Genomic DNA, 26,456 nt, shown 5'->3' with positions numbered 1-26,456 from the left:
TCCTTGGAAAGGAGAGAATTATCTAGTTTAACCGTTGTTGCTGTTCTAGTACAAAGGATATTGCTTGTCCCTTTTTCGTTTCATGTTTTAACCTCTCTGCCCTTTGGGCATCTCTCCTTGGAAAGGAGAGAATTATCTGGGTTTAACCGTTGTTGCTTGTGCCTTTAATAGCCAAATAGCTATGGTGTGTATATTCCGTTGAATAAAACAACCCGCCAGCCATCGGGATCTTCATAGGTTTTACTTTTATCTATCCAATACGGATTTTCAGGTGCTACAGGTATAATATTCATGTTCTGTAACCTTTTATTAGCAGCTTCATATTGTTCCGGACGATCATAATACAGCACCAATAGATTTTCCTTGGTAGGAGCGGGCAATGAAACAGGATCTGCATATTGTGTGAATTCGAGATGATGCCTGCTGTCCGGTAGGCCCAGCATTACACCATCATATCCTTCGTGTCCGTTAAATGACCCTAACTGCGGCAAACCTAAACCTTCCGTGTAGAATCTGACGACTTCTTTTAAATTGTTGGTCGGTCTTGCGATCCGGAATTGTACTGCTTTCATTTCTGATTTTGCAGATGTCGAGGATTGGGCATAGGCAGAAGTCTTTATCATAGTACTAAGAAGAGGTGTAAGAATGAGATAAGTTAATATTACTTTTTTCATAAATGTATTGTATTTGATAACAATACAAAAGTCGTGCGTTGAGGTCTGTCGTACAATATCGATACTACGGTTTGACGTATCAGTTTTACGGTTTTTGGCGAAATTCTGTTGGGGAAATACCTTTTGCCGTTTTGAAATATCTGGAAAAATGAGAGGCGGTATCAAAATGCAGCTCCTCTGCAATTTCTTTGATACTCAGAGTGCCATAATTGAGCAGAAGTTCAGATTCCAGGATAATCCGCTGTTGAATAATGTGTATAGCCGGTACACCGAGTTGTGCTTTGACACATTCACTCAGGTATTTGGGAGAAATATGTAAGGTTTCAGCATAATCTTTCACGGTTTTCCATTCTTTGAAATGCTGCTCGACCAGTCTTCTGAATGCGTACAGAATCTGAAAAGGCCTGTTGACTCCGGTACCTGAATTTAATAAACAGATCTCGCAGATACGATTGTAATCATAGAGTAGCTGTAGTGCATATAGCCGGACAATATCCGGGAAGAAAGGGGACTGTAAGCTGATTTCATGCTGTATTCGGCTCATCTTGTACATGCTGTCATTGAAATCGGCTTCGGGCAGATCAAAAACGGGAGGGTAGTCCGGGTTGATATATAAAAGTTCATCCATGACTTCGCTTCTGACGAACCCTTTTTTTATAAAATTGCTTTCAAATATAAAAACACAGGCCTGAAAATCAGTGCTGTAATCTTGCAGGCTGTAAAGAGTTTCCGGCGGAATTATAGTGATGGATGATGGTCTGATTTTAAACTGATGCTGGGCTACGGTTGCGTTACCTTGCCCTTCTATACCAAGTATAATCATATGAAAATTATTCCGGCTGGTCACAAGTTCTTCAGATAAAGAACAGAGCTGCACAAAAGCAAATTCTGAAGGCTTTAGCAATACGGCATCTTTGATACGGCTGTATTTTTCTGAAAAGTAACTAATGGTGAGTAGCATAGGGCATGGATATTATATTATCCCTCCTGGGTAAGAGCCTGATGTAGTCCTATTCTGTTGCCTTCGGTATCTTTAAATTCGGCGACAAAACCCCACTGACCATTAGAGGTCACCGGATAAAGTATTTCTGCACCATTTTGAACAGCAGTATTTAGTGTTTCTGTAATATCTTGTGTATAAAAATAGATCAGAATCCCTGTCAGAGTGGGTTGATAGATATCTCCTTTTGCCAAAGCTCCGGATATTCCCTTTTCTTCCTCTTTAAAAGGAAAGATAGCCATTTCATTGTGATCAATATTATCCATTTCAAACTCAAAACCGAATACGGCTTCGTAGAAAGTACGTGCACGGTGCAGATCAGTAGCGGGAATTTCAAAATAAACAACCGGATTGGAAGACATAGTATACTGCAATTAAAATGTGTTAATAAACTTGTATTAAAAAGAATTTAAATATAAAGATCCTTATCTGATCTAATGTCTTAGAAAAGTCTTTATTACCGGATTTTTTATTGTTCTAATTCAGTTTTAATACCTTGCTCAACAGGCTGCGTTCCTCTTCTGTAAGAGGAGCTAATTGTTCCATAAGGGGCAATATATTATCACGTTGCGGGGTGGACAGGAGTAAGTGTAGTAACCCAATTAATGTTTTTTCAGTTTCTGTCTTTATACCCATGAATATTTTGGGTTGTATACAGTAGAGTTCTTTGATCACATGCAACAAGTCTTGTTTTTTATCCTGTTCCGCACTGGAAAATACAGGAAGCACAGCCTTTTGCTCTATATCTGCCAGATAGGTAGCGGCTGCCTTTTCTTTGATATATTTCTTTTGTTTCCGATAGAGAAATTCCTTCAGGTCACTGTTTAGTTTGCGATATACAATATGATGATTGAGCTGACTGAAAAGATTATCCTGTTCGCCGTCGGCTAAGGATTCCCGTTCAAAGGAATCAAAAAACGGAGATTCAATATATACACTATGATGAAAATCTATCGCATTATTATTGTAGCTGGTCAGTTCTTTTGCAATCTCTACTTTGTCCTTATTCAGAAAATAATAATAGTAACGGTCACCTATGCTGTCTCCCCAACGGATGTAGTTGATCCGGAATGGATATACCTGTTCCTGATGATCGGCTATAGTCCATACAACGGCATCTTTTTCTAAGATTAGCTGCTCATAGGCCAGCGGTTCGTCTGAGATCGAAAGATTGAATCCCAGATCTTTATTCAACAATAAAAACCAGCCAAATTCCTGAGCCAGAAACGTATTAAACTCAGCGCTGCTCAGTTGTGCTGCGGTGATGCCGAATACACCTTCCAGAATAACTTTTGTGCCGGTATGGGTGGCTTTAGAAATGACTTTATTAATATCTTCATATTCATCTTTCTGATTACGTTCTATAACAATACTGTATTCCAGAAGACTTCCTTCATGAAGATAAACGGTGTGCCAGGTTGCGCGGGTCGCAAACAACGAAAAAGAAAAACGACCTTTTCCTTTTTTACCCCTGGTGTAAGAGGATCGTTGAATATTTTTCTTTTTAAGGGAATCCAGGAAATTTCCGAAAGAAATATTCAGGGTTTCCAAAGGAATCCCTTCGCCGTTGTCTTCAATGACTATACGCTGAATATGTCCCAGTTCATTGGCTTCGGCATACAGATTGACATGTGTCGCTTTGGCATCAAATCCATTCCAGATATACTCGGCAATGGCCTGACGATAATCTTTTGGAAGTCCTGCTGAATCAATACTGGCATTTGTGACGTTGGCTTTGTTCTTCATTTCGGGGAAATTATATCAATATACGAATGTAAGAAAACTTTAAATGTTTATCATCTTTTGCTTTTTAAGGAGCTGATCGTAAAAATATGGACGATCATAAGGGAAGATTGTACAATAAGCCGTATTTTCATGTCGGACAGTATAGTGAGCTTATGTCATAGCTGCAAACTTACGCTCCGTCAAATTGTTATTGCATTAAATACTTGCGTATATGAACCTTTTATATTCCCGGAGAAGTATCACTGCACTAGTCGTAGCATCGATGTGTGCAGCGTTTGTGGCCTGTAATTCGAATAAATTTTATCAAAAGAAAGACTATTCTTTTTACCAGCCGGACTTTCAGTTGAGCGACACCTCTATGTTGCGTACTGACGGAGTGTATGTCCTGCAGGAAATATGGACCAGTCAGCGTGACAGCAAAAGATCTGTGGCAGCTAAGGAAAGAGAAATTTATAAATTTTATCCCACAGGTCAGGTGAATATGGTGCTGGATCTGGATGATACCCTACTCCGTAAAGGTACGTATGCAGATGCTTTTAATAACAGCATCGAAGATCAGATGATAAAAAAGAGCCGTACACTTTTTCAGAGTTATTACAGAACAGAAGGAGAGAGGTTAGTCGTACAACGTATGAATACACCTTTGGCACAATTTAATTATACTTATTTTACGGTTAAAAAAGATACATTGATACAGGTATCTTCTACCATAGATGGAGGAGGGCAGATCAGGGATAAGTATTATACGGATTATTATAAGGCATACTATATATTTGTGCCGGTGAAAGATACTTTTACGCCTCCCAATTGGTAATCAGTTCGGAGGGTAGAGGGATTTAAATATTATCTGCGGAAATTCATTCAAAAAATAAAGCAAATGGCAATACAGATCAACTGGGGTATGATCGGAGCGGGGGATGTCACGGAGGTCAAAAGCGGACCTGCATTTAAGAAGGTTGCAAATTCGGATCTGATCGCTGTGATGCGAAGAAATGAAGAAAAAGTTAAGGATTATGCCGAAAGACATGGTGTATCCAGATGGTACACGGATGGTCCGTCGCTGATAGAAGACAAGGATGTGAATGCTGTATATATTGCTACTCCTCCGGATTCACATGTGGCATATGCCATAGCAGCTATGGAAGCCGGAAAAGATGTATATGTCGAAAAACCTATGGCATTAAACAGTACGGAAGCGGAAAAGCTGGTGCAGGCTCAACAGTTATACGGACGCAAACTGGTCATTGCTCATTACCGCCGTGCTCAGCCTTATTTCAGAAAAATAAAAGAATTATTAAAGGAAGGAGCTATTGGCACCGTCAGACTGGCTTCGGTAAATTATTATCAGAAGATTCTTACAGCAGAGCAGTTAGAACAGCCTAAAATACAGTGGCGGATAGATCCGGAACAATCCGGAGGAGGTTTGTTTCATGATATTGCGCCCCATCAGATCGATCTGATGTATTATTTTTTCGGTAAGGTAGTGACAAGCACCGGTATCTCTCACAACCAGGCCAAAGTATATCCGGCACATGATATGGTATCGGGACAAATCTTATTTGAAAGTGATGTCATGTTTCAGGGGACATGGGCTTTTAATGCATACGAGGACCGGGACGAATGCGAAATCATAGGTTCAGAAGGACGTATCTCTTTTTCATTTTTTGATCAGCGTATTATACGGTTATCCAACACGGATGGGGAGCAAGAGTTTGAATTTGCGCTTTTACCTCATGTACAGCAACCTATGATTGAAGAAGTTGTCAACTATTTCGGTGGTGCGGGTACAAATCCCTGCAGTGCAGCTGAAGGCTTGGCTGTCATGCAGGTAATGGATAGTTTTACCGGACATTGAATTCGGAAGTCTCCGGAATATACTGTCAGTTTTCCGGATACGTATACTGATTCCTCAAATAAACATCCATGAACGAAAGTTGGAATTTAGTTCAGCCTTTCAAAATAAAATACGCTTAAAGATGTACACAAGACCCTTATCCACGATTGGAGGATAACGGTCTTGTGTTACAGAACTTCTGGATGAAGTTGTTTTTCAGGAGGCATTGGCATCTGGATTCATTTCTATGCCTTTCAGCTCAAAAGGTTTCGATTCTTTTGTTGGTCTGAATTCTATAATCAGTTTTTTGTCTTCAAAATCTTCCCTGAAATATGTGGTCTTTATCCATCCTGCGCCATCTTCTGTAAGCGTTGCTTTCCGCCCGTTTATCCATACTTCATAGGTGAAGGGGTATGTGGTGTCAGCACCTTTTATGCGGATAGTACCCAATGCAAGCGTGGTGCTGATAATCTCGTATTTCTGAGCTGAAATTTTTCTGAATCTGGTTTCGGAAGGCATTTTTACGATCATTTCAGAAGAAGCATCCGTTTTACCAGGTTTCTCTTCCTGTTTCTCTTCTACCGGAGTGTATTTGTGGATTAACCAGCTCTTGCTTAATGTTTGTTGCGGGTCGAATTTATCTGAATTCATATAGTGGAGCAGACTCGATCTTAGCTGACGTGCAGCAGGGCGTCTGTCCAGCTCGTTTTCAAGATCATACCCACAAATCAGTATCCTGCCATTTCCATACCTGATTTCATAGATAGCGGCCAGTTTTTTATTGTTATGGAAGTCATCTATCGGTTGTACAATAGGAGAAATGGATAAGGCTTCTCCATCCAGAACAGTTCCTCGGGAATGGTTACACAGGTCCTGCCATTGCCAGTCTAGCGCCTCACCGGAAGGGAAAAGTGCCATGGCCGGATGAGTATTGGCTATAGATGCACCTAATGTTTGCGTGCCGGCCCCCGGAAAAAATATAGTGGACCAGAATACAGGTACAAATGCCGAAAAATTCTTTTGAGAAGCAAAACCGGCCTTATGTGCGAGGAAAAGTACATTATTTCCTTTCTCTGCCAAAGTAAGTGTCTCTTCTATAGAAGTACTTATGATTGCAGAACCTACAGTGTTAATTTCCCTTTCAGGATATACCCAAAAGTCCCAGCTGTTTTGTATGATGCTGTCTTTGCTGTAAAGACGCAACGTATATACCTCTGCCGTATTTATTTTTGGAAAATCTATTACGGCTTTTCCAACGGAAGTTACCGTGCCGTTAGATACAGATTGTTTTCTGATCTTACCTGAACGAATGGCAGGCTGTCCGGTTTTTCCCAGTTGCCAATGCCATTCTGTATGTAAAGAGGAACCTTTGTAATTGGCAATTTTGAATTCTACCGGAAGTTGTTCGGTATTTGTGAAGACCCTTTTAGGAAAAGCTGCGAGCGCTACTACACTATTGCAGAAGCGGCTAAAGAGGGCTGGAGTCGTGATTCCTTTGCTGTCATAGAAGGCATCCAGCCAGCCGACTAAGGCTTCTCCCTGTCCGGTATAATCATTCATCTGAAGCAGGTTGAATCCGGCACTGTATCGGGATGAAAACTGTCTTTCTATTTCTTCTTTATATAATACCTGCTGTAGGTGGCCTGAAGCTTTTCTGAAGGTTTCGTCCTGATGATCGATCTGATTTTCTTTTGCCAGGGCCAGACTGCGTTCCAGATTTATAAACCTGAATACGGTGCTGTCATATTTTTTTATTTCGGACCAGACAGGGTAAACCGGAAACTGGCCGAGTTCATGTGCAATGACCGGAACCTTACTGTGATAATACGCTGAATCGTAGTTGGTGAGGGTGGAAGGGTTTCCGGCCTTATTGACTACTGCACCTTTTCCGGGTACAAGATGAGAATCCTGAAAATCGTCATGAGGCAAAATCATTCTGGCCGTTGTTCCGGCATACAGACGACGGGGATCATCCGTTTTAAATTCTTCTACCCATCTGTCAATTTTTTCTTTGTTCAGATTGTCCATTTCATTACCGAATGCAAAAAAGCAGAAGGATGGGTGATTGCCGTACTGATCCAGCAATCTGCGGGTTTCTCTGTACACAAAATCATCTATACTGCGGTCATTATTTCCTAATCCCTGAGGTACCCCCATCGTGGCACTGATAGGACGAATATCGGGTTTTGCATTGATGGAAGTCATCCACACCAGTTCCACCATAATATAAATCCCCAGTTCATCTGCAGCCTGAAAAGCTGCTTCAGGAGGACAGCTTGAATGAAATCTTACCTGGTTGAGATTATATTGTTTGTATATACTGAATATTTTACGCCAGGTTTCTACATCTGTAGGAGGGTAACCTGTAGGCGGATAGCCTAATGCTTCCTGATTTCCTCTGATGAATGTAGGTATATTATTGATCAGTATCTTATGACTCGTGGTATTGATATCACGAAAGGAGAACGTAACAGGGGCGATCTGCTCCTGCTGTCCATGTACAGTTATGTACCCCTGTGCGGTATATAGCGGTTGTTGAAATTCACTCCATAAAGCGATGTTGTCTACCGGAATAGTGATTTTTATGCGGGCAAGACTGTCTGTTCCGATTTGCTGTTTATGTTTGACTTGTCCGATCCGTAAGTGTTGTTTGTCCTGTAAAGAGAGATAAAGCTCGGCAGCAGCCTCTTTTCCGGTGGGGTTATACAGATCAATTTCTGCAGTAACTGTTTTCTTCTTATAATCCGGAAACAGTCGTATTCTTTTTGCCGTGATTATGTTTTTGCGCACTAATGCTATTTGGCCCACGATACCATTCCATATACTTTCCGTCTGTTCTGTATAATTATGGCCTTTGTCACCTATTGGGTGTATCATGCGATTATCCACCCGTACGGTAAGTATATGCTCTCCCGGAGATAATTGCCCGAGAGTATGCATATGCGATGTGACAAGACCATCCTGCGGAGCTCCGACCTCTTTGCCGTCTATCCATACCCGGCTTTGCCATTTGACCCGTTCTAACAGCAATTCTACCTGATAGGCGTTCCAGTGCTGCGGTATTACAATCTTTTTCTGATACCAGGTGACACCAATATACTTATGTTTTCGTTGCAGGTAATTGATCCACGGAGACTGATCCGGAATCCCGTATCCGGCAATATCTGTTGTCCCGGGAAGTGTAATCTGATCGCGTAAGGTCCCTGTAAACCATTTTTTATGAATGCCCTCATCATTTATGTCGAGTGCGATACCCCATTGACCGGCTAGCGAGATAGTCTGCTGATCCGAACCGGAAACAGCATTTTCCTGAGCCTGTAAGGGATTTGTTATAAAAAGAATAAAAAGTAGAATGAAGAGGTTGATTTTGGTTGTCATTTTCAAATATATATAATCAACCTGTACTTATCCTGTAAGCATTTACCCCTGTTGTTCACTTAAACGTTTTCGTAACGGTAATATTTTTATGACAGTATATGTTGGAGTTGATTTACCTTTAAATGAAGCCTTTCGAATCTCGAACAGAGGTATAGCAGTCTGCTTTTCTAACATTGTTGTATACCTTTTATTGAAATTTCTTTTTTACCAATCGTATTTATACATTTGTACTGCATTGTTACCTATTACCTATAAAAACTGACGTCTGTTATGCGTCCAATTCTTTCTTCATGAAACTTTTGTTTTATTTTTTGTCCTGGTTTGTTCTGTTTTTGACTCCATGTTCTTTACTTGCACAGCAAACAGCAGCTGACAGCATTCTGGCTAAGATTGATAAAGAACCATCAGATTCTTTAAAGGCAGTTTATTATTACAAGCTGGCTTCTACAACATATCTTCAAGATGCCAAACGTGCTCAGGAATGGGTAAATAATGGTATGCAGCTTACAAAAGAGCGGAAATTAAAAGATCTGGATCTCGACTTTCTGAACCTTAGTGGTGTTATATATCTGAAACTGAATGAGTATGATAAGAGTATTGAAACTCACTTTAAGGTTTTAAAACTCCGGGAAGCAAAAGGAGATAAGAAGGGAATGGTGCGTGCTTTTATGAATATCGGAAACGTATTTAATAAAAGCCGGGATACCAAGCAGGCTTTACGTTATTATCAGGAGAGCCTGAAACTGGCCGAACAGATTAATGATAATCAGTCTATCGGGAATCTGTATAATAATATTTCGAATATCTACAGCCAGGATGCTTTGGATAACGGGGAGCCTGAGACGATTAAGCAGGCGGTGCAGTATCTCCTGAAAACAATACAATTTGCAAAGAAGAATGTGCCTGATCAGGATCTTTCAAATACATATATCTTATTGAGTTACGTCTATCTGAAGGATGATAAGCTGGATCTCAGTAAAAAATACACAGATCTCGCAGTAGCACTTACAGATAAGACAAAAGATAAGGTGGCCGGTTCGTATGCACGTATTAACCGTGCTAATATTCTGGTGAAGCAAGGTTTGTTTGATGAGGCTACACAGGAGGTTGCCCGTATTAAAAAACTGATCCGGGAGAGTGGACTGGATTATCTGAATGATGAATTCAGTACTGATTTTGAGAAAATTGCGAAAGCTGTAAAAGAGAAAGATACTTCAGTCTTGTTAACGGATAAAGATAGTCTGCTGCGCGTGAGTGAAGAAGAGGCTGGTCTGCAGCGCCTCAAAGTGAGGGAAGAACTTCGTGAAAAATATGAAAGCGAGAAAAAAGATCTGGAGAATAAAAATCTGCTGCTGGAGAATCGAAGTATAGAGCAGGAAGCCAACCGGATCAAGATACTGTGGGTGGCTACAGGAGCTATCGTACTGATACTGGCGATGCTGTTTGTGTTGATAAGGCGGAAAAATCATTTGTTAAATGAAGAGAGAGAAAGATTGCTTAAGGCAAATGAAGAAATACAGCAGCAGACAGAGATGATTAAGGAGCAACATCGATCATTGGTAGCAGCTGAACGGTTCAGGTCACGTATATTTTCGGTGGTTTCACATGATTTGCGTGCACCTATCAGTACTTTTCAATCCTTGTTATCTTTTTCTAAGATAGCGGAGATTCCACCAGAAGATATCCGAAGTTCATTGCTCAAAATCGGGCATGAAGTAAATATTGCATCTACAATGCTGGATGAATTGTTAGTCTGGTCTGCAGGGCAAATGTCCAGTGAAGAGCTTCGGCTGGTCCCTCTTGAAGTCCGGGAAATCGTGCAATCCGGTCAATTGGTTTTTCAGGAAAGGATCACCATGAAGAGCTTGTCTGTACTCAATCATATACCGGACACATTGATTGTACAGGGAGATAAAAAACGTTTTGAATTTATTATCCGTAATCTGATCAGTAATGCCATTAAATTTAGTTTTACAGGTCGTCCGATCACTATCGGAGCCGAACGCTCAGATACAGAACTACAGATTTATGTGAAAGATGAAGGAGTCGGAATGAACGAAGAACAACTGCTTAGTCTGAAGAGTATCTCCACGAAAAAAAGCCATCCCGGCACCTGGGAAGAAAAAGGTACGGGTCTGGGACTCTTGTTATGTGATGACTTTGCTGCCCGGATGGGCTGGTCTATTTCTGTCCGCAGTCAGGAGGGCTTCGGAAGTATATTTTATATTCACATCCCTCTTACAGATCTCAGATAAGCGGAAGATTTACAGATACACAGGGATTCCTCAGGTTTTAGATGTCTTTCGCAATCCGTATGTCAGTGCTACGAGAAGCATCAGGGAGGCAATCAGCAAAAAGGCCGTATCTATGGAAAAACGGAAAGAGATATAACCCAACATAGCCGGTCCAGCCAGCTGACCGGCATATCCCATGGTGCTGATAACCGGTATTGCAATCGTGGCCGGGACATTGCGGATACGTCCGCCTTCACTAAAGAATACAGGGACAATATTCGCAGCTCCTATTCCCAAAAGTATAAATCCGAATAATGTAAGCGGAAGCCAGGAGGTAGCTACAGCAATGAAAATCCCTGCAGCAGCAATCACTGAACCGCCTACAACCACAGTCTTTCCGTCTAATCGGGTAACAATACGGTCGCCTAAAAGACGCATGGTTGCCATAGCTACAGAAAACGCTGCGTAACCAATGCCTGCAAGCTCCGGTGCTACACCTTTATTTTCCCGAAGAAATATGGCACTCCAGTCTAACATCGCTCCCTCAGAAAGAAAAGTAATAAAACACATCAGCCCTAAAAACAGAATACTCGCCTGTAGCCAGGATATACCTGTCTTTTTTTCTTCGTCAGGTGCAGTCGCAAATTTTGCAATCAATTCCTTTTCGGTATGCATATCAAATAAAAATCTGAAATTCCAGGATATAATACCGATCAGTAAAAGGCATATAGCAACAATTGCAGTGACAGGAGGGAGCCCCATCTTAATCAGAAAGCCTAGCCCTAAAGACCCCAACAATCCACCGACACTGAAAAGTCCGTGGAGGGAAGACATAATTGGCTTTTCTGCACTGTTCTGTACCTGTACACCATGTGCATTCATGGCTACATCCACGGTGCCAAGTGCTCCTCCGAAAAGAAATAAAGTAACGCCCATCCATATCGTCGAGCTAATAACCAGAAGTAAGGGAAGTATAAAAGCTGTAGCCAGTGCCGCTACAAGTATAACCCGGCGTGTACCATATTTGTGAGATAATATTCCGCTAACAGGCATCATCGCAATAGCTCCCGCACCCAAAAGCAAAAGTAAAATTCCCAGATCGGCATCATTGATTCCCAATCTGTCTTTGGCATAAGGAACCATGGGCGCCCAACTGGAAATTGCCAGCCCACAAACTAAGAAAATAGCTTTGGTTGCGGTGATGGCCTGTGTTGTTTTGAGTTTCAATTCCATTATTTGATAATTTTGTTTTGCAAATAAATGCAAATTTTCATAAAATTGCAAAATAATTAATAGGTTGTCTGAAAATATAATAGGTATTTACCATGAAAATAGAACATCTGGCGCTGTGGGTAGCTGATCTGGAAAGAATGAAAAACTTCTATATAGAATATTTTGCTGCTGTGGCAGAAGAGAAATATATAAATGAGAAGAAGCAATACATGGCGTATTTTCTTCAATTTTCTGAAGGTGGTACCCGTCTGGAACTGATGAACAGGCCGGATATCTTTCCTGCTCAATACAGAGGGATTATCGAAGGGCTTACACATTTTGCGATTACTGTAGGAAGTAAGGAAGATGTGGATAGCATGACAGAAAGATTGCGCAGAGACGGATTTACGATTTATAGTGAACCTCGCACTACCGGAGACGGATATTATGAGAGTGTGGTACTGGATCCGGAGGGTAATCATCTGGAGCTTATCGCAGCCTGAAGTGAAATTTTTAATCTGTAATTTTTTACATTATGCTAAAAGAAGAACGTTTTGATCATATACTGACTGTACTGAGGGATTCCGGAAAAGTGGGGTATGCTCCGCTTTCTGCTGATCTGTCAGTTTCGGAAGATACCATCAGACGAGATATAGATATACTGTCCGATCGTGGACTACTGGTAAAAGTGCGGGGAGGAGCTATATTGCCAGCTAAAAATCCGCTTAACTTTCAAGACCGAAGGTCTTATTTTACTACAGAAAAGGAGATCATTGCATTGAAAACACAGCCGTTTATCAAATCCGGACAAACGATTTTTATGGATGGAGGTACAACTATCTGTGAAATTGCTGCCCATTTGCCTGTGCATGCGAATTTCAGAGTGATTACTAATAATCAGGCGTTAGTTCCTGTGTTGTCTATGTACAAAGGAGTAGAAATTATAGTACTGGGCGGAACATACAATCGCGAGACGCAAACAAATACCGGACTGCTAACCTGTCAGGAAGTCGGTTCCTATGTGGCTGATCTTTATCTGATGGGTGCCTGTGCTATTCAGTATCAATACGGTATTACGGTAGCTACAAAAGAAGAAGGTGATGTTAAACAAGCAATGTTGAAGTCTTCTCTGCAACAAATTGTTGTGAGTCATACTGATAAACTGAACAGTACATATCCTTTTAAAGTATGTGATGTGTCGGAAGTGGGTATGTTGATAACGGATGTCGCAAGTGATGATAAACGGCTGGATGATTTCAGAGGATCAGGAATTCAGCTTGTTTAAGAAATCAGAAATGATTTTTACCGCAGTCTATCCGGTTTTTATTCCTATTTTAGATTCAAAATGTAGCAGATGCTACCGGATATTTACCTGTTAATGAGAAATAATTATGATTAAAAGAATCTTTTTGTTCACACTTTCGGCCGGTTTTCTGGCGGTTTCATGTCAATCAAATACAAATCAGGACAACAGCAGTAAAAATGCAGCAGATACCAGCGAAAATGTGTTGTCTGAAAAAATAGCGGACATTCCGTTTACAGAAGCTGAACATTACTTTGTTAAAAATACCTATACGAACAGCAAACCGGAAGAGTTGAAAATCACTTCACAGGAAGAGTTTGACCGTATTTTTGGTATGGCAGCAGTGATGGGAGAGGATGGAACACCTACATCTATCGATTTCGCTAAGGTCTATGTGTTAGCCGTGATCGGTACTGTAACGGATACCGCTACCACGATATCGGCTTCGACATTGAAGCAGGTTGGGGATCATATTGTACTGGATTATACAGTTAAAGAGGCAGGTAAGCAGTCTTATACCGTGCACCCTGTACTCATGATTCTAGTAGATAAACAATATCAGGGAGAAGTCAGGTTCAATAAGCAATCCTGATCACTGTATTTAAAATTGCTGTACATGCAGCGCAAACATATTTCTTCTGCACAGAGTGCTTTTTGAACTGAACTAAAAGGGCGGACATGTCAGTATCCTTGCCGTTACGAGTAGTTGCCCGGTATGCCGTTGAGTATGTTCAGCTGCATGGAAAAGCAGTCCTGTTAAAGTAGTAGGTATACGCTTACGGCCCAGGTAACGGGTCGCAGTGAGCTGATTGGTATCTGTATTGCACAATTGAGAAATAGCGGCTTGCAGTTGTGTTTCCAGCTGAAGTAACAGGCTTTCTACAGTTACAGTCGGATCTACCAGACCCTCCTTCGACAGGTAGCTCAGTTGCTGTTCAGAAAGCGGGAGGTCCAAAGCATATGTAAACATACGGTCTATAACTCCGCGGATATGCTGTAAGTGAAATCCTATAGAAGCCGCTCCGGATGGTCGTTGCCAGAGATGATGCTGATCTATACCTTTTACAGCATTGGTGATATCTTCCTGTGCCTGTAGAAGTGCATGTGCGACTGGTTGCAATAATCCCGGTACGCCGGCAACCGGCCCCCGCATCCACACTTCAGGTTCTGTTGCCTTTTTCATATTGATCTGTAATATACCATAAGTTAGTAATTATTTTTGCACATTAAGGCATTCGAACTCCTGTGTTTCTTATTTGTATTGTCTTCGTAAATTATGTTTTCTTTTTTGAAAAGCATCCATACTCCATAGTGCCCAGATAATAAGTACGGGTTGCATAAATAACCGAAAAAGCCGTAGTCCGTCTGTATTTAGTCCGAAAGCGTCCCTTTGTTCCGTGTATTGTGCTACATTACCTGGAAAAACAGCAATAAAGAACAGAGCCACAAACCAGGGAATCCAGTTTTTACGCTGTCCCCAGATAAGGATCAGTAAGGCAAGTCCAATCTCTGCAATTCCGGACAGAATGACAACCATATCTACATCCATCGGAACCCATGGCGGCACTTGTGCCCGAAATTCCAGTCGGGCAAAACTCAGGTGACCGATACCTGCAAATAAAAGAAATAGTCCTAATGCAATACGGGCAACATGTCGGATCGCCGATGTCTTTCTGTTTCTCATGGTCAAGGTAATTGATGTGTAAGATTAGAAACAGCCGACAATGGATAAAGTTTACTAAAATATCGCCCTTTTTTAAAATTCCATAGTCCGTAAGGTTATAAGTGAGCTAGTGTGGCGAAGTGAAAAACCATAGACAAATAGCCTTATGCTACTGTCTATGGTTTCCTGTGTACTTAACGCGTGGTATAACCCCCATTTGCAAAAATGGTCTGACCTGTGATCCACCAGCCTTCTGTAACCAGAAACTGGATCAGTGGCGCAATGTCTTTGATATCTGTCAGTCCTCCAAGAGCAGAGGCAGATTTGTGATACGTAACGGCATCTGCAGATTCCTGACCATAGAAGAAAGGTGTGTCCATCGGACCGGGACCTACTGCCGTGACAGAAATACCACGCTCTCCAAATTCCTTGGAAGCCATTCTTGTAAAATGTTCAACAGGTGCTTTAGCGCCCGCATATGTGGAGTACAATCCTGTATAGGCCGCCAGAAGAGAGGTCACTATTGTACATATCTTTCCATTATTGTTTAATGTTTTACCTGCTTCCTGTATAAAGAAATAGGCGACTTTGGAATTGATATCAAACATCGTGTCGTATTCTTCTTCGGTTGTCTCCAGAAATGGTTTTTTTAATACCATTCCAATGGTGTTGACAGCAATATCAATACCCCCGAATTTTGAAATAGTTGCTTCAAAGAGTTTTTTGATGTTTTCTACATGTGTCAGATCTGCCTGAAATAAAAATGCTTCTCCTCCGGCATTTTCAATATCAGCTAAGGTTTTTTCTGCCTCCGCTTTTGTGCTTTCGCTATTAAAGTGGATGGCTATTTTTGCTCCCTGACTAGCGAAATTCCTACTCAACAGTCCCCCAAGGTTTTTACCTCCGCCTGCGATTAATACTACTTTTCCTTTTAAATCATTTCTTGCCATAAGATTTTTAATTTGTTTGTATGGCAAAGTTCTGCAATCAAAATCAGAGTGATATGGTGAACTTTTCGGAAGTTTTGGGTTGACACTTACTTTGTGCTTGAATTACGGAAATCTCCGGGAGTCATGCCCGTCCATTTTTTGAAGAATTTAGAAAAATTGGAAGGATCGTATGTCATTTTCATTGCTATATGTGCTATCGGGAGTGTGGTTCCGGTCAATAATGCCTTTGCTTTTTCGATGATCTTTTCATCATAGAAATGACAGGGGTGATTTCCTTTTTCCTTCTGGATGGTATCTGTAAGGTGCTTGTGTGATACCGCTAATGCGCTTGCGATCTCATTGAGCTCCATAAATTCGTCTGTACGTCCACTGATGACATCATCGACATGATGATCTAAAAAATCAAAGTATTTCATGGTGATTTCTTCACCTCTTTTTGTTATCATTTTCCGGATCTTTGTCATATATGTGAATCTACTGATACTAAAGTTAAATAATTGTAAGCGTATTCTACCCAGTCTTATTGTATAATTCAGATCAGTACTATATTTTTGTGGGCTAATAAAGGGTAGTTCAGTTTGATTTGAATTTATTGAAAAATACAGATAAGCTATATACATCATAGTATCATACATTATCTGTAAAATTGCCTTTATTATTACCTGATCTATACGAAGAAGATGTATATTAACCATTATTGCCAATAAGAAAATGCTGAAAAGTAACCTGAAGGAATTAAGCATTGAAAGATTAACCTATAGAAAAAATCTTATAAAGGGTATCCTTATCGGAGCTGTAATAGTGTGGATTGCTATGTTGGGTATGGCTGTATATGTCTACTTATATATATCATCTCTGAAATTATTTATTCCTGTTGCGGCGTTACCAGTAACACTTATTCCGATGGTCAGCGTATTGAAAGTGTTGAATACCGAGATTAAAAACAGATCAATTACATAGAATTACAAACCAAATGATAGAAAAGAATTGCCTGAATTGTCACGATGAAATAGTCGGAAATTACTGTAAAAGCTGTGGGCAGAAGAGCAGTACACACCGATATTCTCTCAAACATTTTTTTGAACATGATCTGGTTCATGGTGTATGGCATGTGGACAGGGGAATTTTGTTTACTATTAAGGAATTATTTACCCGTCCGGGTCACAGTATAAGAGAGTATATACTAGGGAAGCGGGTTGGTTATTTTAGTTTTGTCACCCTTATACTGATCGTCGTGGCGGTGTCAGGGATTATCGGACATTATTCAGATATCAAATTAAGTGATCTGATGCCGGAGCAGAGCCGTGAAGCAACAGGACCGATTGAGAGGATTTTAACTAAATATCCTAAGCTCGTTCCGTTAGTTACGATTCCGTTATATTCCTTGTTTAGTTTTTTATGGTTTCGGAAAGCTAAATTCAATTACTCCGAGCATTTGGTTTTGAATTCATATAAATCTGCGGCCGAGTTAGTTATCGGTTTGCTATTTACAATTCTTACCGTTTTCTATACCGACAAAACAGTACTTTTCTTTTTATATTATACTGTTCTCAGTATATCCATGTTGATTTATACGGTGTGGGTGTATTATCAGTTTTTTTCGGAATCCGGATATTCCAGGAGAGGGATAATCATAAGAAGTATAATGATTCCGGTGTCCTATGTGTTGCTTTCTATGGTTTTTGGTATAATATGGGGTATAATAAGCCGGTTCAAGTAGAAACTGTCAATTACAGAAAAGGAGTTAGCCTTATATTTTTGGTCTTGAATTCTTAAACCAGATCAGGATAATGATATTAAAAAAGAGAAGGTGACCTTTTGAGTCACCTTCTCTTTTTTAGTTCTTCTTTAAAAATTCCTGAACGAATTTATCATCATTCAGATGTGGATATTCCATATATATCCTGTCAATTTCTTCTTTTTGTCCGGTGGACAGTTTTTCATTTGGATTGAGACACCATATACCTTTCATCAGGCCTTGTCGTCTCAATACTTCATGAATGCCGGGGATACACCCATGAAAGTGGTGTGCAGGGTCAAAAAATGCAGCATTGGCATCGGTCACTTCTATATTTCGGGATAGCAGATCGTCTGCTTTTTCATTGGTTTTGTGTTTACGGTATTCCTTTATTTCTTCCATCAGCGCCACAGCCTTCTGCGTCCATACAGCCCAGTGACCAAGCAGACCTCCTTTAAAGTTAATTTCTATACGCTCTCCGTTTACAGTAAACCGGTAAGCCGATAGCAAATCAGCAATAATATTGTCGTCGTTGCCGGTATACATAGCAACATCATTTCTTCGGGATGAATTGGCCAGTGCCCGCATTACATCTAAAGTCTGGTAGCGGTTGAACGAAGCACATTTAATGGCTTCTACATTGTCAATCTCTACAAATTCCTGCCAGAATGCATACGAGAATATTCTTCCGCCTACGGATGGCTGTAGATAAAAGCCAAATACAGGAATGATAGCAGCGACTTTGCGTACCCGATCCAGAATCTGTTCTTCCGTCCAGTCCTGCAATCCACCCATACTCAGCAGGCCAATGTCATAGTTGTATCGTACAGCAGTCTCTGCTTCCCGTATAGCTTGTTCTGTAGGTCCGCAGATACCCGCTACTTTAATAAAGGGGCGTTCTAAGTCTGCTTTTTGTACTTCTTCTGCTGCCCACTGAAGTACGGTTTCGAAGAGATTGATCTTCGGATCGCGAATTTCAAACTGAGTCGAATGTACCGCTACTGCGATACCTCCGGCACCACTCGCCATATAGTATCTGGACAACAGACGCTGACCTTCTTCATCGATACTGCGATCTTCATGCAAGGCTAGCGGATGTGCAGGAATGACAGTGCCTTCGTGTAAAAGCTTTTTTAAGACAGGATCTAATTTTTTCATTAAAATTTTCCTCCTCTCTCCTGAAAATGGGTGTCCTTATTGAAGAGTTCACCTCCTTCAGTAAGCCATTTGGCTGTGATATCTATAGCTTCACGGATAGTGACTCTAGGATAACCAAACAGACGGTGACATTCGGAAGCATTGTTGAGAAGAGCTGTACCGGCCGGCTCATGTTCAAAATGTACTGTTTTACCAAATATCGCTGCAAATCGTTCCGCAACCCAACGTGTAGATAACGTTTCCGGACCGGTTACATTGAGCATCTTCGCCGGAGCTTCGCAATGTAGTAAGGAGCGCAAAGCAATTTCATTGGCATCTCCCTGCCAGATTACATTTACATTTTCAGTCCGCAGATCGATAGGTTTATCCTGAAGAACTGCTTTGGCAATTTCTACCAATACTCCATAACGAAAGTCTACCGCATAGTTGAGTCTGTAGATCAGTACATCTGTCTGGTTCTTTTTTGAGAAATACTGGAAAATCCTTTCCCGTCCCAGACAGGATTGTGCATACTCTCCGACAGGCTCCGGTGAAGATTCTTCCGATACGCCTCCTGATGTGACCGGGACAAAGGGAAGTACATTTCCGGAAGAAAAGGCGACAATTTTAGAATTCCTGAAATGCTGAGCAACCATGCCCGGCAGATAAGTATTCATCGCCCATGTAAAATCTTCATTTCCTGTGGTGCCGAATTTGTGTCCGGCTAGGTAAATAATATTAGGTATCTGAGGGAGCTGTTTCAATTCTTCCGGATTGAGGAGGTTGCAGGATATGGTTTCGATGCCATAAGCCTCTAATTCTGATTTAACCTTGTTATCTGAGAATCTGGAAACACCAATTACTCGTTTTGATAATCCGGCTTCGCGGATGGCACGTACAGCCAGTCTGCCCATGCTTGGTCCCATTTTGCCCCCTATACCGAGGAGCATAATATCACCTTCTATACGTTTGATATCTGCAATTAATGCAGCAGAAGGAGTCAGAATCTCTTCTTCTAATTGAACTAAGTCTCTGTTCATATGCTTTATTTTATTAAAGTGATCAGGTTACTTATAGCCAGACCTATAATCAGGATCAGACCCAAAGCACCCCATATTTTGGTTGATGTAGAGTTGACACGTTCCTTCATCAGCGTTTTATCATTCCCTATGAGATATAAAGTGAAGCCGATAAACGGAACGAGTAGGGTGGTAATACTCTGCGCAAAGACAATCAGCTCAAGAGGAAGTTTACCAAATACAAGTGCGATAACAGACCCAAAAATCATGACAATGGAAATAAATAATTTAACCATTTTATTATTCAGATTGTTGCCATATCCGAATGTATCGCCTAAAAGAGAACCTCCCAATACCGCATTTCCGATCAGGGAAGAAAAGGATGCTCCGAACAGTCCGATATAAAATAACTGAGAAGCATAGTCTCCGAATAAAGGTTCTAAGGCTTTCCCCATTTCAGTCGCTGAGTTAACTTTGATGCCTTGAGGATGCAGAATATTAGCCGCACATACCAATACGCCTGTACTCATGATGCCCAGAATAATAATGCCGACCCGACTTCCAAGCATTTCTGTGCCATTTTGCTGATCGGAAGTAACCATTTTTTTACGCTCCTGTACCAGATAAGATTGATAAAAGGCACCCACAAGTGAAAAACAGGAGGCGATAAATGCAATAATGAGTACCATCGAGCCATCTGGTATGCTAGGAATAATTCCTTTGCTCATATCGATCAGATTAGGCTGTACAAGTATAGCGGTCGTAAGAAATGAAAATAACATGATGATAATCAATACCAACATAAGTTTTTCCAGTACTTTATAAAAGGAACGAAAGAATAACAATAGAATCCCGACAACATTGAATACCACTATCCAGATTTTCGGATTGGATCCTGTGGCTTCACCTACTGATATGGCCACACCGGTAGAATTGCCTGACTGGAATGATATGGCGACCAGAAATATCCCCAGACCAATAAATATAGCTACAGGCTTTCCGAATTTATTTCTTATCAGGGTAAGCAGCGATTCCCTATTCTGAGCACCTATCCTTGCGGCCATAGTCGTGAAGACCATCATAAAGAAAATGGCCAGAATGATAACCCATAGCAGGTCGTAGCCATAGTCGGCACCCATTTTAGAAGTAATGGTCATTTTACTCGGACCAAATACCAGTGCTGCGGTAATAATACCGGGGCCGAGCACAGAAAGCCAGTGTATCTTAGCCTTCGGAGAGTTTGTAGGTTGTGTTGACATTATCGGTTAGATTTTACTTGGATAGCAGAGATGGCACTTGCCTTGTTGTTAAAATTGCTGCGGATATAAGTCGCAATAGATGCAATCTCTTCATCCTGAAGAAAGGAAAAGGAGGGCATTGCACCTTCATATTGCACTTTGCCTGTATTTTTGTTTGTTAATCCCTTTAACAGAATATGGATCAGCGGATCAGGAGCTCCGTTGACAAGGGTGGATTGTTTCAGAGGAGGAAAGGAGGATAGTACACCGCTGCCATCTTCCTTATGACAGGAAGCACAATAGGCTTTATACAATTCCTGACCACTTTTAGTCGTCGGAGCAACAGGCTTTGTCGGTTTGATGGTTTTTTCGGGACGTACATCTGTTTTACTTAATCTATAAATTACATCATCGTCAGGTTTCGGAAATCCCTTTTGTGGGTTCCAGTCCCTGTTGCTGCTGCAAAAATAAATGTCCCCATTAGGCAGAACCAGTACGGATCTCAGCCGGCCGAGCTTGTCTGCAAATACTATATCTTCATCTGTAATGCGGTTGCCGTTACCCGAGAGTTTCAGTATGCGTAAAGACTGACTTTTCAGTGTCGTTAACAGCAATGAGTTTTTCCATTCCGGGATAGCATCATGGTCATAGTAAGCCAGTCCTGCCGGGGCGATAACCGGTGTCCATGAGCGGACAGGCTCTGTACGCAGAGATTTTTTAGCAATCGCTTTTTCCGTTTCCGTATCGTGCATACCTTCTATCTGTGGCCAGCCATAGTTGTGCAGGGGGCGTATGAGGTTTATTTCGTCTTCTATAGCATCACCATGTTCTGAAGTGTAGATATTTCCGGAAGGAGACTGTGTCAGTCCCTGCATATTTCTGAATCCCCATGCATAGACATAGCTGCCTGGGATCGGATTGTCTTTCGGGATAGATCCGTCCGGATTGAGGCGCAGAATCTTACCGTTGAGAGAGGTGCTATCCTGTGCATACGTATCGCTGGCCGCATCACCTGTAGCCCAGATTATTTTCTGATCTTGTGTTATTATTATGCGGGAGCCGTTATGTCCCGTATTTCCGGGGATTTTGAGCAGTGTCTTGGGATTGCTCAGTTTACTGGTTGTGCTGTAATCATAACGCACCAGATTTGAAAATATGCTGTCTTTGGATTTGGATGTATAAGAAAGATACAGATAAGAAGGAGTGTCTTTTTCCTGCAATAAAGCCATTCCCAGTAATCCCAGTGTACGTTGATGATATACTTCCGGGATAGTCATCAGGTTTTCAACTTTTGATGTTTTAATATCCAGTTTTTTGATTTTGCCGGCTATTTCCGAAAATATAATCGCATGAGCGGCCTTATCATATTGTAAATCCCAGGGAACATCCAGACTGTCTGCTTCTTTTGTCAATGACAATACAGTCTGCTGTAATTGCACAAATTCGACGTTTTCCGGTAGTTTTTCAGGTCCACAGGATGCTATAAACACACTAGCAGCAACTATAATAAAGAGGTTAAATTTAAGCATGTATCAAATTTCAGGTTTACGGGCATCTCTCCTCAGGTAAAAGATAATGCCTCAATTGTTGAGTCAAATGTAAATATTAATCTGAGAAAATCAAATAATATTGTATACAATTTTAAACTTTATTTGTTTACAATATTAAATATGCTGTTACAAATGCTTATATGATCTGAAGTAGAAATATACGATTTGATTTCTTCTGATAGATAGGTTTGAGGTTTGATTCTTTCTAAATGAAAAAAATAAATAAATAATTTTTGTTGTTTACAAATTATTGATATAATTGTATACATTATTGTTGAAATAATGTTTATGAAAGGATATACTTATATCCTAAATTATGGAGAACCGACAGTATTTTACAGTACTTTTTTATCTCATACCATTCCTTACTGTTTATTTAGCGCAGGTTAAAAAATAAGGCAGTGATCATAGGAGAGAAAAAAGTAAAAATGTTACCTGAAAATCGATAAACCGATAATTACCTATGGAAAGGAGGCCTATGATCACTAGATAATTACCTTATTGTCAAGATAAAATGATCTCTTTTTATCAGTCTGGATGACGGGTCCAGTAAATTTTCAAAATGTTTACAATTATAAACCATGATAAATAATGAAAACAAACATTAACCGGAACAGGCTTTTTGGTAAAACAAAAAACCATCTTTTTATCATTCCAGTTATTCAACTTCTGGCACTTAGCCCTTCTTTTACTTTCGCTACGGGGACTCATCCTGTTAAAGATCCGCATGCTTTAGGTGTGACAGATCGAATACAGGTGTTTGCTACTTCTTTTCAACAGACAACAGTCAAAGGGAAGGTCGCAGACGGCAATGGAAACGGACTGGGAAGTGTAGAAGTCCGAAATCTGACCAGTAATGTCGTTGCACTGACACAGGCAGATGGTAGTTTCAGCATTGTAGCAGCACCATCTGATAAACTGCAGTTCAGACTTATTGGTTTTCTGTCACAGGTAAAGGACGCTAAAGATGCTGCATCCGTTACACTGCAGACTTCACTGGAAGAGCTGGATGAAGTGGTCGTTGTCGGCTACGGTACACAGAAGAAGGTCAATCTGACCGGTTCAGTGGCTTCGGTGAAGATCGATGAAGCTGTAACAAGCAGGTCCATGTCTAATGTTTCTTCAGCTTTACAAGGACTACTTCCCGGATTAGCTGTAAGTCAGAATTCAGGAATGGCAGGAAATAATGCTGCAGACCTCATGATTCGCGGATTGGGAACAGTCAATAATGCCGGACCATTGATCGTCGTAGACGGAATGCCGGATGTCAGTCTCAACCGGATTAATATCAATGACGTGGAGAGTGTGTCGGTATTAAAAGATGCTGCTTCAGCCTCTGTGTATGGTTCCCGGGCTGCTAACGGGGTTATTCTGATTACAACAAAGACCGGAAATCGAAATGCTAAACCTAAAATAAGCGCTTCAGGAAGCTGGACCCTGGTGAAACCAACACAGAGTTTTGAATTTTTGAGTAATTACGCAAAGGCATTGACGGCCACACAGCGCGCGCAGGCTGCCACGACCTTGCCGGGAAACTTTCAATTTAAAAACGGAACCATAGATCAATGGCTTGCACTGAGTATGATAGACCCCAAGCGCTATCCGAATACCGACTGGTGGGATGTGATCCTTCGCGACGGAAAATCCAATACCTATAATGTATCGGTAAACGGTGGAGGTGAAAATTCAAACTATTACGTCTCTTTCGGGGCGCTGGATGAAAAAGGTATTCAGATCGAAAATGATTTCAAACGCTACAATGCGGCATTCAACTTTGATCTGAAGGTGACTAATACCATTAATACCGGTGTTAAATTTTCAGGTAACTGGTCCAAATATCATTATAATTATGAAGAGGGGATGACTGCAAATAGTCCGAATGGTCTGGATATTTTTACAGCACCTGCCGGTATTCTGCCTTTTGATCCTGTGACAGGTTATTATGGTGGTGCTATGGCTTATAATGAAAGCTCACAGTCTACCAATCCTTATGCGGATTATCTGGTCCGCAACAGGAATACCATGAATCAGAAAGAAGCGTATCTGAATGGATACCTGGATTGGAAACCTTTTCAGGGATTTACCGCCCATGTTGACTATTCCTTAAAATATAACAACAGATTTGACTGGCGTGCGGATCTGCCCACACGCGCATATAATTTTCAGTTAGACGACTGGGGCCCAAGGATCTATGTTGGAAATAATGAGCCTATTTATAATGTAGACAGAGAAGGGTATAAAACCCAATTGACGGGAAGATTAAACTATGAACGTAAATTCGGTGATCATGATCTTTCTGTTATGGGGGCCTACAGTGAAGAATTCTGGAGCGACCGCTATCTCTCTGCCAGCAGAGGGGATCGTCTGAACCCATTATTGCATGAAATAGATGGTGCATTGAATAATGTGCAGACTACAGGAGGTTCTTCCGATAATGAAGGACTGCGTTCCTACATAGGTCGTATTGGATATATTGCATTCAATAAGTACCTGTTAGAAACAAATTTCCGTGTAGACGGATCTTCTAAATTTCTCAAAGGAGATCAGTATGGCTTTTTCCCTTCAGCATCTGCAGGATGGCGTTTTACGGAAGAAAGTTTCTTCTCGGATCTGAAATCTAAAATAGCGCTGAGCACAGGTAAGTTACGTGCTTCATATGGTGCATTAGGTAATAACAGTGGCGTGGGGAGATATGAACAGCAGGAATTGCTGACTGCAAGTAATTATATTTCTGGTGGAGTTCCTGTTATTGGTCTTACGAATAAGAAATTTATTAACTATAACCTGACCTGGGAACGTACAAATGTACTGAATCTGGGGATGGATCTTGTTTTCTTCAATAACAGACTTTCCTGGGAGGTAGATTATTATGATCGTCTCACTAAAGGAATGAACCGACCTTCAGATGTTTCCATCCACCTGAGCGGTGCATACATTGCTCCGAGAAGAAATATTGGAGATATGCGCAACAGGGGGGTAGAATCCAATCTGACATGGACAGATCGTAAGCAAGACTTCCAGTATATGGTCAATTTCAATTTTTCTAAAAACTCAAACCGTCTGCTGTCCTGGAATGAACAATTACCTAAAGGCTCCACTTTCCTCGATATGCCTTATAATTTTGTGTATGCCTTTGAGTCATTGGGGATTGCTCAGACCTGGGAAGATGTCTATAAAGCTGCTCCTCAGGGAGCTTCTCCTGGAGATGTGCTGATCAAGGACGTAAACGGAGATGGTAAGATCGATATCAATGACCGTGTAGCTTACCCTAAATCGCAATTAGGAAGACCAAGTACTAACTATGCGTTGAGAGGAAGTGCAAGCTGGAAAGGATTTGACTTCGCCTTCCTGCTTCAGGGAGCAACCGGACGTAAAGAGTTTTGGATGAACAGAATTAATAGTCCGTTTATCGGTACCACTAATCAGGCTATCACTGAGGATCAGTGGAATAATACCTGGAATCTGGATAACAGAGATGCTGACTATCCAAGATTGTTGCCAAGTACATTGGGATCGACAAGTACCAGCAATTACCTGAGTACACATTGGTTACAGGATCTGTCTTATCTGCGAGTCAAGAATATACAGGTTGGATATACCTTTAGTAAGGGGTTGGTAAAGCGTATGGGTGTCAATAAACTAAGGGTATACGGATCAGCTGATAATCTGGCTGTAATTACGAGTTTCAAAGGATTAGATCCGGAGAAAAGTTCGTATGCAAATGATGCATATCCCATTACCAAAACTTTTGTGTTAGGACTGAATGTGGAACTATAAGAG

The 26,456-nt window shown here is 41.0% G+C and carries 24 protein-coding genes; 10 read left to right on the top strand and 14 right to left on the bottom strand.

What is annotated here, in order from left to right; genetic code table 11:
• Positions 1-179: 179 nt before the first annotated feature.
• The 4 genes from I6J02_RS21315 to I6J02_RS21300 all read right to left on the bottom strand — a co-directional run bounded on the left by I6J02_RS21315 (position 180) and on the right by I6J02_RS21300 (position 3,420).
• Complete coding sequence (locus I6J02_RS21315; RefSeq protein WP_201679767.1) at positions 180-674, bottom strand: VOC family protein; 495 nt, start codon at positions 672-674, stop codon at positions 180-182.
• Positions 675-759: 85 nt separating this feature from the next.
• Positions 760-1,635, bottom strand: coding sequence for a helix-turn-helix domain-containing protein (locus tag I6J02_RS21310; RefSeq protein WP_201679766.1), 876 nt, complete (start codon positions 1,633-1,635; stop codon positions 760-762).
• Between the two features lie 17 nt (positions 1,636-1,652).
• Complete coding sequence (locus I6J02_RS21305) at positions 1,653-2,036, bottom strand: VOC family protein (protein ID WP_201679765.1); 384 nt, start codon at positions 2,034-2,036, stop codon at positions 1,653-1,655.
• Between the two features lie 115 nt (positions 2,037-2,151).
• Positions 2,152-3,420, bottom strand: a complete 1,269-nt coding sequence (locus I6J02_RS21300) for an ATP-binding protein (protein ID WP_201679764.1) — start codon at positions 3,418-3,420, stop codon at positions 2,152-2,154.
• A 211-nt stretch (positions 3,421-3,631) separates the two neighbouring features.
• Between I6J02_RS21300 and I6J02_RS21295 the strand changes: the two genes are divergently transcribed.
• The gene (locus I6J02_RS21295) at positions 3,632-4,234 is read left to right on the top strand and encodes a hypothetical protein (protein WP_201679763.1); all 603 of its coding nucleotides are present in this window, start codon (positions 3,632-3,634) and stop codon (positions 4,232-4,234) included.
• 63 nt (positions 4,235-4,297) lie between these two features.
• Positions 4,298-5,275 carry a Gfo/Idh/MocA family protein gene (locus I6J02_RS21290; RefSeq protein WP_201679762.1) on the top strand — a complete coding sequence of 326 codons (978 nt, stop codon included), beginning with the start codon at positions 4,298-4,300 and terminating at the stop codon, positions 5,273-5,275.
• A gap of 195 nt (positions 5,276-5,470) precedes the next feature.
• Here the strand turns inward: I6J02_RS21290 and I6J02_RS21285 are convergent, their stop codons facing one another.
• Complete coding sequence (locus tag I6J02_RS21285; protein WP_201679761.1) at positions 5,471-8,632, bottom strand: sugar-binding domain-containing protein; 3,162 nt, start codon at positions 8,630-8,632, stop codon at positions 5,471-5,473.
• Positions 8,633-8,922: 290 nt separating this feature from the next.
• Here I6J02_RS21285 and I6J02_RS21280 point away from each other — a divergent pair, with 290 nt between their 5' ends.
• Together I6J02_RS21280 and I6J02_RS21965 are read left to right on the top strand one after the other, a co-directional pair.
• Positions 8,923-10,887, top strand: a complete 1,965-nt coding sequence (locus tag I6J02_RS21280; protein ID WP_201679760.1) for an ATP-binding protein — start codon at positions 8,923-8,925, stop codon at positions 10,885-10,887.
• Entirely contained in the window at positions 10,787-11,023 is a 237-nt protein-coding gene (locus tag I6J02_RS21965; RefSeq protein ID WP_411028012.1) for a PTPA-CTERM sorting domain-containing protein, read from the top strand. Before I6J02_RS21280 ends, I6J02_RS21965 begins: the two co-directional genes overlap by 101 nt.
• Here the strand turns inward: I6J02_RS21965 and I6J02_RS21275 are convergent.
• Positions 10,918-12,099, bottom strand: a complete 1,182-nt coding sequence (locus tag I6J02_RS21275; RefSeq protein WP_236582223.1) for an MFS transporter — start codon at positions 12,097-12,099, stop codon at positions 10,918-10,920. The genes I6J02_RS21965 and I6J02_RS21275 overlap by 106 nt on opposite strands.
• A 92-nt stretch (positions 12,100-12,191) precedes the next feature.
• Here I6J02_RS21275 and I6J02_RS21270 point away from each other — a divergent pair, with 92 nt between their 5' ends.
• The 3 genes from I6J02_RS21270 to I6J02_RS21260 all read left to right on the top strand — a co-directional run bounded on the left by I6J02_RS21270 (position 12,192) and on the right by I6J02_RS21260 (position 13,973).
• Complete coding sequence (locus I6J02_RS21270) at positions 12,192-12,581, top strand: VOC family protein (protein ID WP_201679759.1); 390 nt, start codon at positions 12,192-12,194, stop codon at positions 12,579-12,581.
• Positions 12,582-12,613: 32 nt separating this feature from the next.
• Positions 12,614-13,363: a DeoR/GlpR family DNA-binding transcription regulator gene (locus I6J02_RS21265; RefSeq protein ID WP_201679758.1), complete on the top strand. Its 750-nt coding sequence runs from the start codon at positions 12,614-12,616 to the stop codon at positions 13,361-13,363.
• A 106-nt stretch (positions 13,364-13,469) separates the two neighbouring features.
• Positions 13,470-13,973, top strand: a complete 504-nt coding sequence (locus I6J02_RS21260) for a hypothetical protein (protein WP_201679757.1) — start codon at positions 13,470-13,472, stop codon at positions 13,971-13,973.
• Positions 13,974-14,045: 72 nt separating this feature from the next.
• On the opposite strand, the gene I6J02_RS21255 is transcribed toward I6J02_RS21260, so the two are convergent.
• The 4 genes from I6J02_RS21255 to I6J02_RS21240 form a co-directional block, all read right to left on the bottom strand.
• On the bottom strand, positions 14,046-14,564 hold the full coding sequence (locus I6J02_RS21255; protein WP_201679756.1) for a DinB family protein: 519 nt from the start codon (positions 14,562-14,564) through the stop codon (positions 14,046-14,048).
• Positions 14,565-14,633: 69 nt separating this feature from the next.
• Positions 14,634-15,065: a hypothetical protein gene (locus I6J02_RS21250; RefSeq protein ID WP_201679755.1), complete on the bottom strand. Its 432-nt coding sequence runs from the start codon at positions 15,063-15,065 to the stop codon at positions 14,634-14,636.
• Between the two features lie 173 nt (positions 15,066-15,238).
• A complete protein-coding gene (locus tag I6J02_RS21245) occupies positions 15,239-15,994 on the bottom strand; it encodes an SDR family oxidoreductase (RefSeq protein ID WP_201679754.1) in 756 nt (251 codons plus the stop codon).
• A gap of 86 nt (positions 15,995-16,080) precedes the next feature.
• Positions 16,081-16,440, bottom strand: coding sequence for a helix-turn-helix domain-containing protein (locus I6J02_RS21240; protein WP_236582222.1), 360 nt, complete (start codon positions 16,438-16,440; stop codon positions 16,081-16,083).
• Between the two features lie 265 nt (positions 16,441-16,705).
• Here I6J02_RS21240 and I6J02_RS21235 point away from each other — a divergent pair, with 265 nt between their 5' ends.
• Both I6J02_RS21235 and I6J02_RS21230 read left to right on the top strand, forming a co-directional pair.
• Positions 16,706-16,954: a hypothetical protein gene (locus tag I6J02_RS21235; RefSeq protein WP_201679752.1), complete on the top strand. Its 249-nt coding sequence runs from the start codon at positions 16,706-16,708 to the stop codon at positions 16,952-16,954.
• A gap of 13 nt (positions 16,955-16,967) precedes the next feature.
• Positions 16,968-17,714 (top strand): DUF3667 domain-containing protein, encoded by a 747-nt coding sequence (locus tag I6J02_RS21230; protein WP_201679751.1) that lies wholly within the window; start codon positions 16,968-16,970, stop codon positions 17,712-17,714.
• Positions 17,715-17,831: 117 nt separating this feature from the next.
• On the opposite strand, the gene I6J02_RS21225 is transcribed toward I6J02_RS21230, so the two are convergent.
• Genes I6J02_RS21225 through I6J02_RS21210 form a run of 4 tightly spaced genes read right to left on the bottom strand, consistent with a single transcriptional unit; the run spans position 17,832 to position 22,655 of the window.
• Positions 17,832-18,890, bottom strand: coding sequence for a dihydrodipicolinate synthase family protein (locus tag I6J02_RS21225; RefSeq protein ID WP_201679750.1), 1,059 nt, complete (start codon positions 18,888-18,890; stop codon positions 17,832-17,834).
• Complete coding sequence (locus I6J02_RS21220) at positions 18,890-19,909, bottom strand: NAD-dependent epimerase/dehydratase family protein (protein WP_201679749.1); 1,020 nt, start codon at positions 19,907-19,909, stop codon at positions 18,890-18,892. Before I6J02_RS21220 ends, I6J02_RS21225 begins: the two co-directional genes overlap by 1 nt.
• A gap of 5 nt (positions 19,910-19,914) precedes the next feature.
• Entirely contained in the window at positions 19,915-21,147 is a 1,233-nt protein-coding gene (locus tag I6J02_RS21215) for an Nramp family divalent metal transporter (RefSeq protein ID WP_201679748.1), read from the bottom strand.
• Positions 21,147-22,655 (bottom strand): PQQ-dependent sugar dehydrogenase, encoded by a 1,509-nt coding sequence (locus I6J02_RS21210; RefSeq protein ID WP_201679747.1) that lies wholly within the window; start codon positions 22,653-22,655, stop codon positions 21,147-21,149. Before I6J02_RS21210 ends, I6J02_RS21215 begins: the two co-directional genes overlap by 1 nt.
• A 612-nt stretch (positions 22,656-23,267) precedes the next feature.
• Here I6J02_RS21210 and I6J02_RS21205 point away from each other — a divergent pair.
• Complete coding sequence (locus I6J02_RS21205) at positions 23,268-26,453, top strand: SusC/RagA family TonB-linked outer membrane protein (RefSeq protein WP_201679746.1); 3,186 nt, start codon at positions 23,268-23,270, stop codon at positions 26,451-26,453.
• The last annotated feature ends 3 nt before the right edge of the window (positions 26,454-26,456 follow it).

The sequence above is a fragment of the Sphingobacterium spiritivorum genome (assembly GCF_016725325.1).
Taxonomy (GTDB): Bacteria; Bacteroidota; Bacteroidia; order Sphingobacteriales; family Sphingobacteriaceae; genus Sphingobacterium.
The sequence above is the reverse complement of the archived record's forward strand: the minus strand, read 5'-3'. Positions and strand labels throughout refer to the sequence as shown.

Bases quoted from the DNA above. Each gene is read 5' to 3' on its own strand.
- I6J02_RS21315 (WP_201679767.1), bottom strand. From the start codon at position 674: ATGAAAAAAGTAATATTAACTTATCTCATTCTTACACCTCTTCTTAGT.
- I6J02_RS21310 (WP_201679766.1), bottom strand. From the start codon at position 1,635: ATGCTACTCACCATTAGTTACTTTTCAGAAAAATACAGCCGTATCAAA.
- I6J02_RS21305 (WP_201679765.1), bottom strand. From the start codon at position 2,036: ATGTCTTCCAATCCGGTTGTTTATTTTGAAATTCCCGCTACTGATCTG.
- I6J02_RS21300 (WP_201679764.1), bottom strand. From the start codon at position 3,420: ATGAAGAACAAAGCCAACGTCACAAATGCCAGTATTGATTCAGCAGGA.
- I6J02_RS21295 (WP_201679763.1), top strand. From the start codon at position 3,632: ATGAACCTTTTATATTCCCGGAGAAGTATCACTGCACTAGTCGTAGCA.
- I6J02_RS21290 (WP_201679762.1), top strand. From the start codon at position 4,298: ATGGCAATACAGATCAACTGGGGTATGATCGGAGCGGGGGATGTCACG.
- I6J02_RS21285 (WP_201679761.1), bottom strand. From the start codon at position 8,632: ATGACAACCAAAATCAACCTCTTCATTCTACTTTTTATTCTTTTTATA.
- I6J02_RS21280 (WP_201679760.1), top strand. From the start codon at position 8,923: ATGAAACTTTTGTTTTATTTTTTGTCCTGGTTTGTTCTGTTTTTGACT.
- I6J02_RS21965 (WP_411028012.1), top strand. From the start codon at position 10,787: ATGACTTTGCTGCCCGGATGGGCTGGTCTATTTCTGTCCGCAGTCAGG.
- I6J02_RS21275 (WP_236582223.1), bottom strand. From the start codon at position 12,099: ATGGAATTGAAACTCAAAACAACACAGGCCATCACCGCAACCAAAGCT.
- I6J02_RS21270 (WP_201679759.1), top strand. From the start codon at position 12,192: ATGAAAATAGAACATCTGGCGCTGTGGGTAGCTGATCTGGAAAGAATG.
- I6J02_RS21265 (WP_201679758.1), top strand. From the start codon at position 12,614: ATGCTAAAAGAAGAACGTTTTGATCATATACTGACTGTACTGAGGGAT.
- I6J02_RS21260 (WP_201679757.1), top strand. From the start codon at position 13,470: ATGATTAAAAGAATCTTTTTGTTCACACTTTCGGCCGGTTTTCTGGCG.
- I6J02_RS21255 (WP_201679756.1), bottom strand. From the start codon at position 14,564: ATGAAAAAGGCAACAGAACCTGAAGTGTGGATGCGGGGGCCGGTTGCC.
- I6J02_RS21250 (WP_201679755.1), bottom strand. From the start codon at position 15,065: ATGAGAAACAGAAAGACATCGGCGATCCGACATGTTGCCCGTATTGCA.
- I6J02_RS21245 (WP_201679754.1), bottom strand. From the start codon at position 15,994: ATGGCAAGAAATGATTTAAAAGGAAAAGTAGTATTAATCGCAGGCGGA.
- I6J02_RS21240 (WP_236582222.1), bottom strand. From the start codon at position 16,440: ATGATAACAAAAAGAGGTGAAGAAATCACCATGAAATACTTTGATTTT.
- I6J02_RS21235 (WP_201679752.1), top strand. From the start codon at position 16,706: ATGCTGAAAAGTAACCTGAAGGAATTAAGCATTGAAAGATTAACCTAT.
- I6J02_RS21230 (WP_201679751.1), top strand. From the start codon at position 16,968: ATGATAGAAAAGAATTGCCTGAATTGTCACGATGAAATAGTCGGAAAT.
- I6J02_RS21225 (WP_201679750.1), bottom strand. From the start codon at position 18,890: ATGAAAAAATTAGATCCTGTCTTAAAAAAGCTTTTACACGAAGGCACT.
- I6J02_RS21220 (WP_201679749.1), bottom strand. From the start codon at position 19,909: ATGAACAGAGACTTAGTTCAATTAGAAGAAGAGATTCTGACTCCTTCT.
- I6J02_RS21215 (WP_201679748.1), bottom strand. From the start codon at position 21,147: ATGTCAACACAACCTACAAACTCTCCGAAGGCTAAGATACACTGGCTT.
- I6J02_RS21210 (WP_201679747.1), bottom strand. From the start codon at position 22,655: ATGCTTAAATTTAACCTCTTTATTATAGTTGCTGCTAGTGTGTTTATA.
- I6J02_RS21205 (WP_201679746.1), top strand. From the start codon at position 23,268: ATGAAAACAAACATTAACCGGAACAGGCTTTTTGGTAAAACAAAAAAC.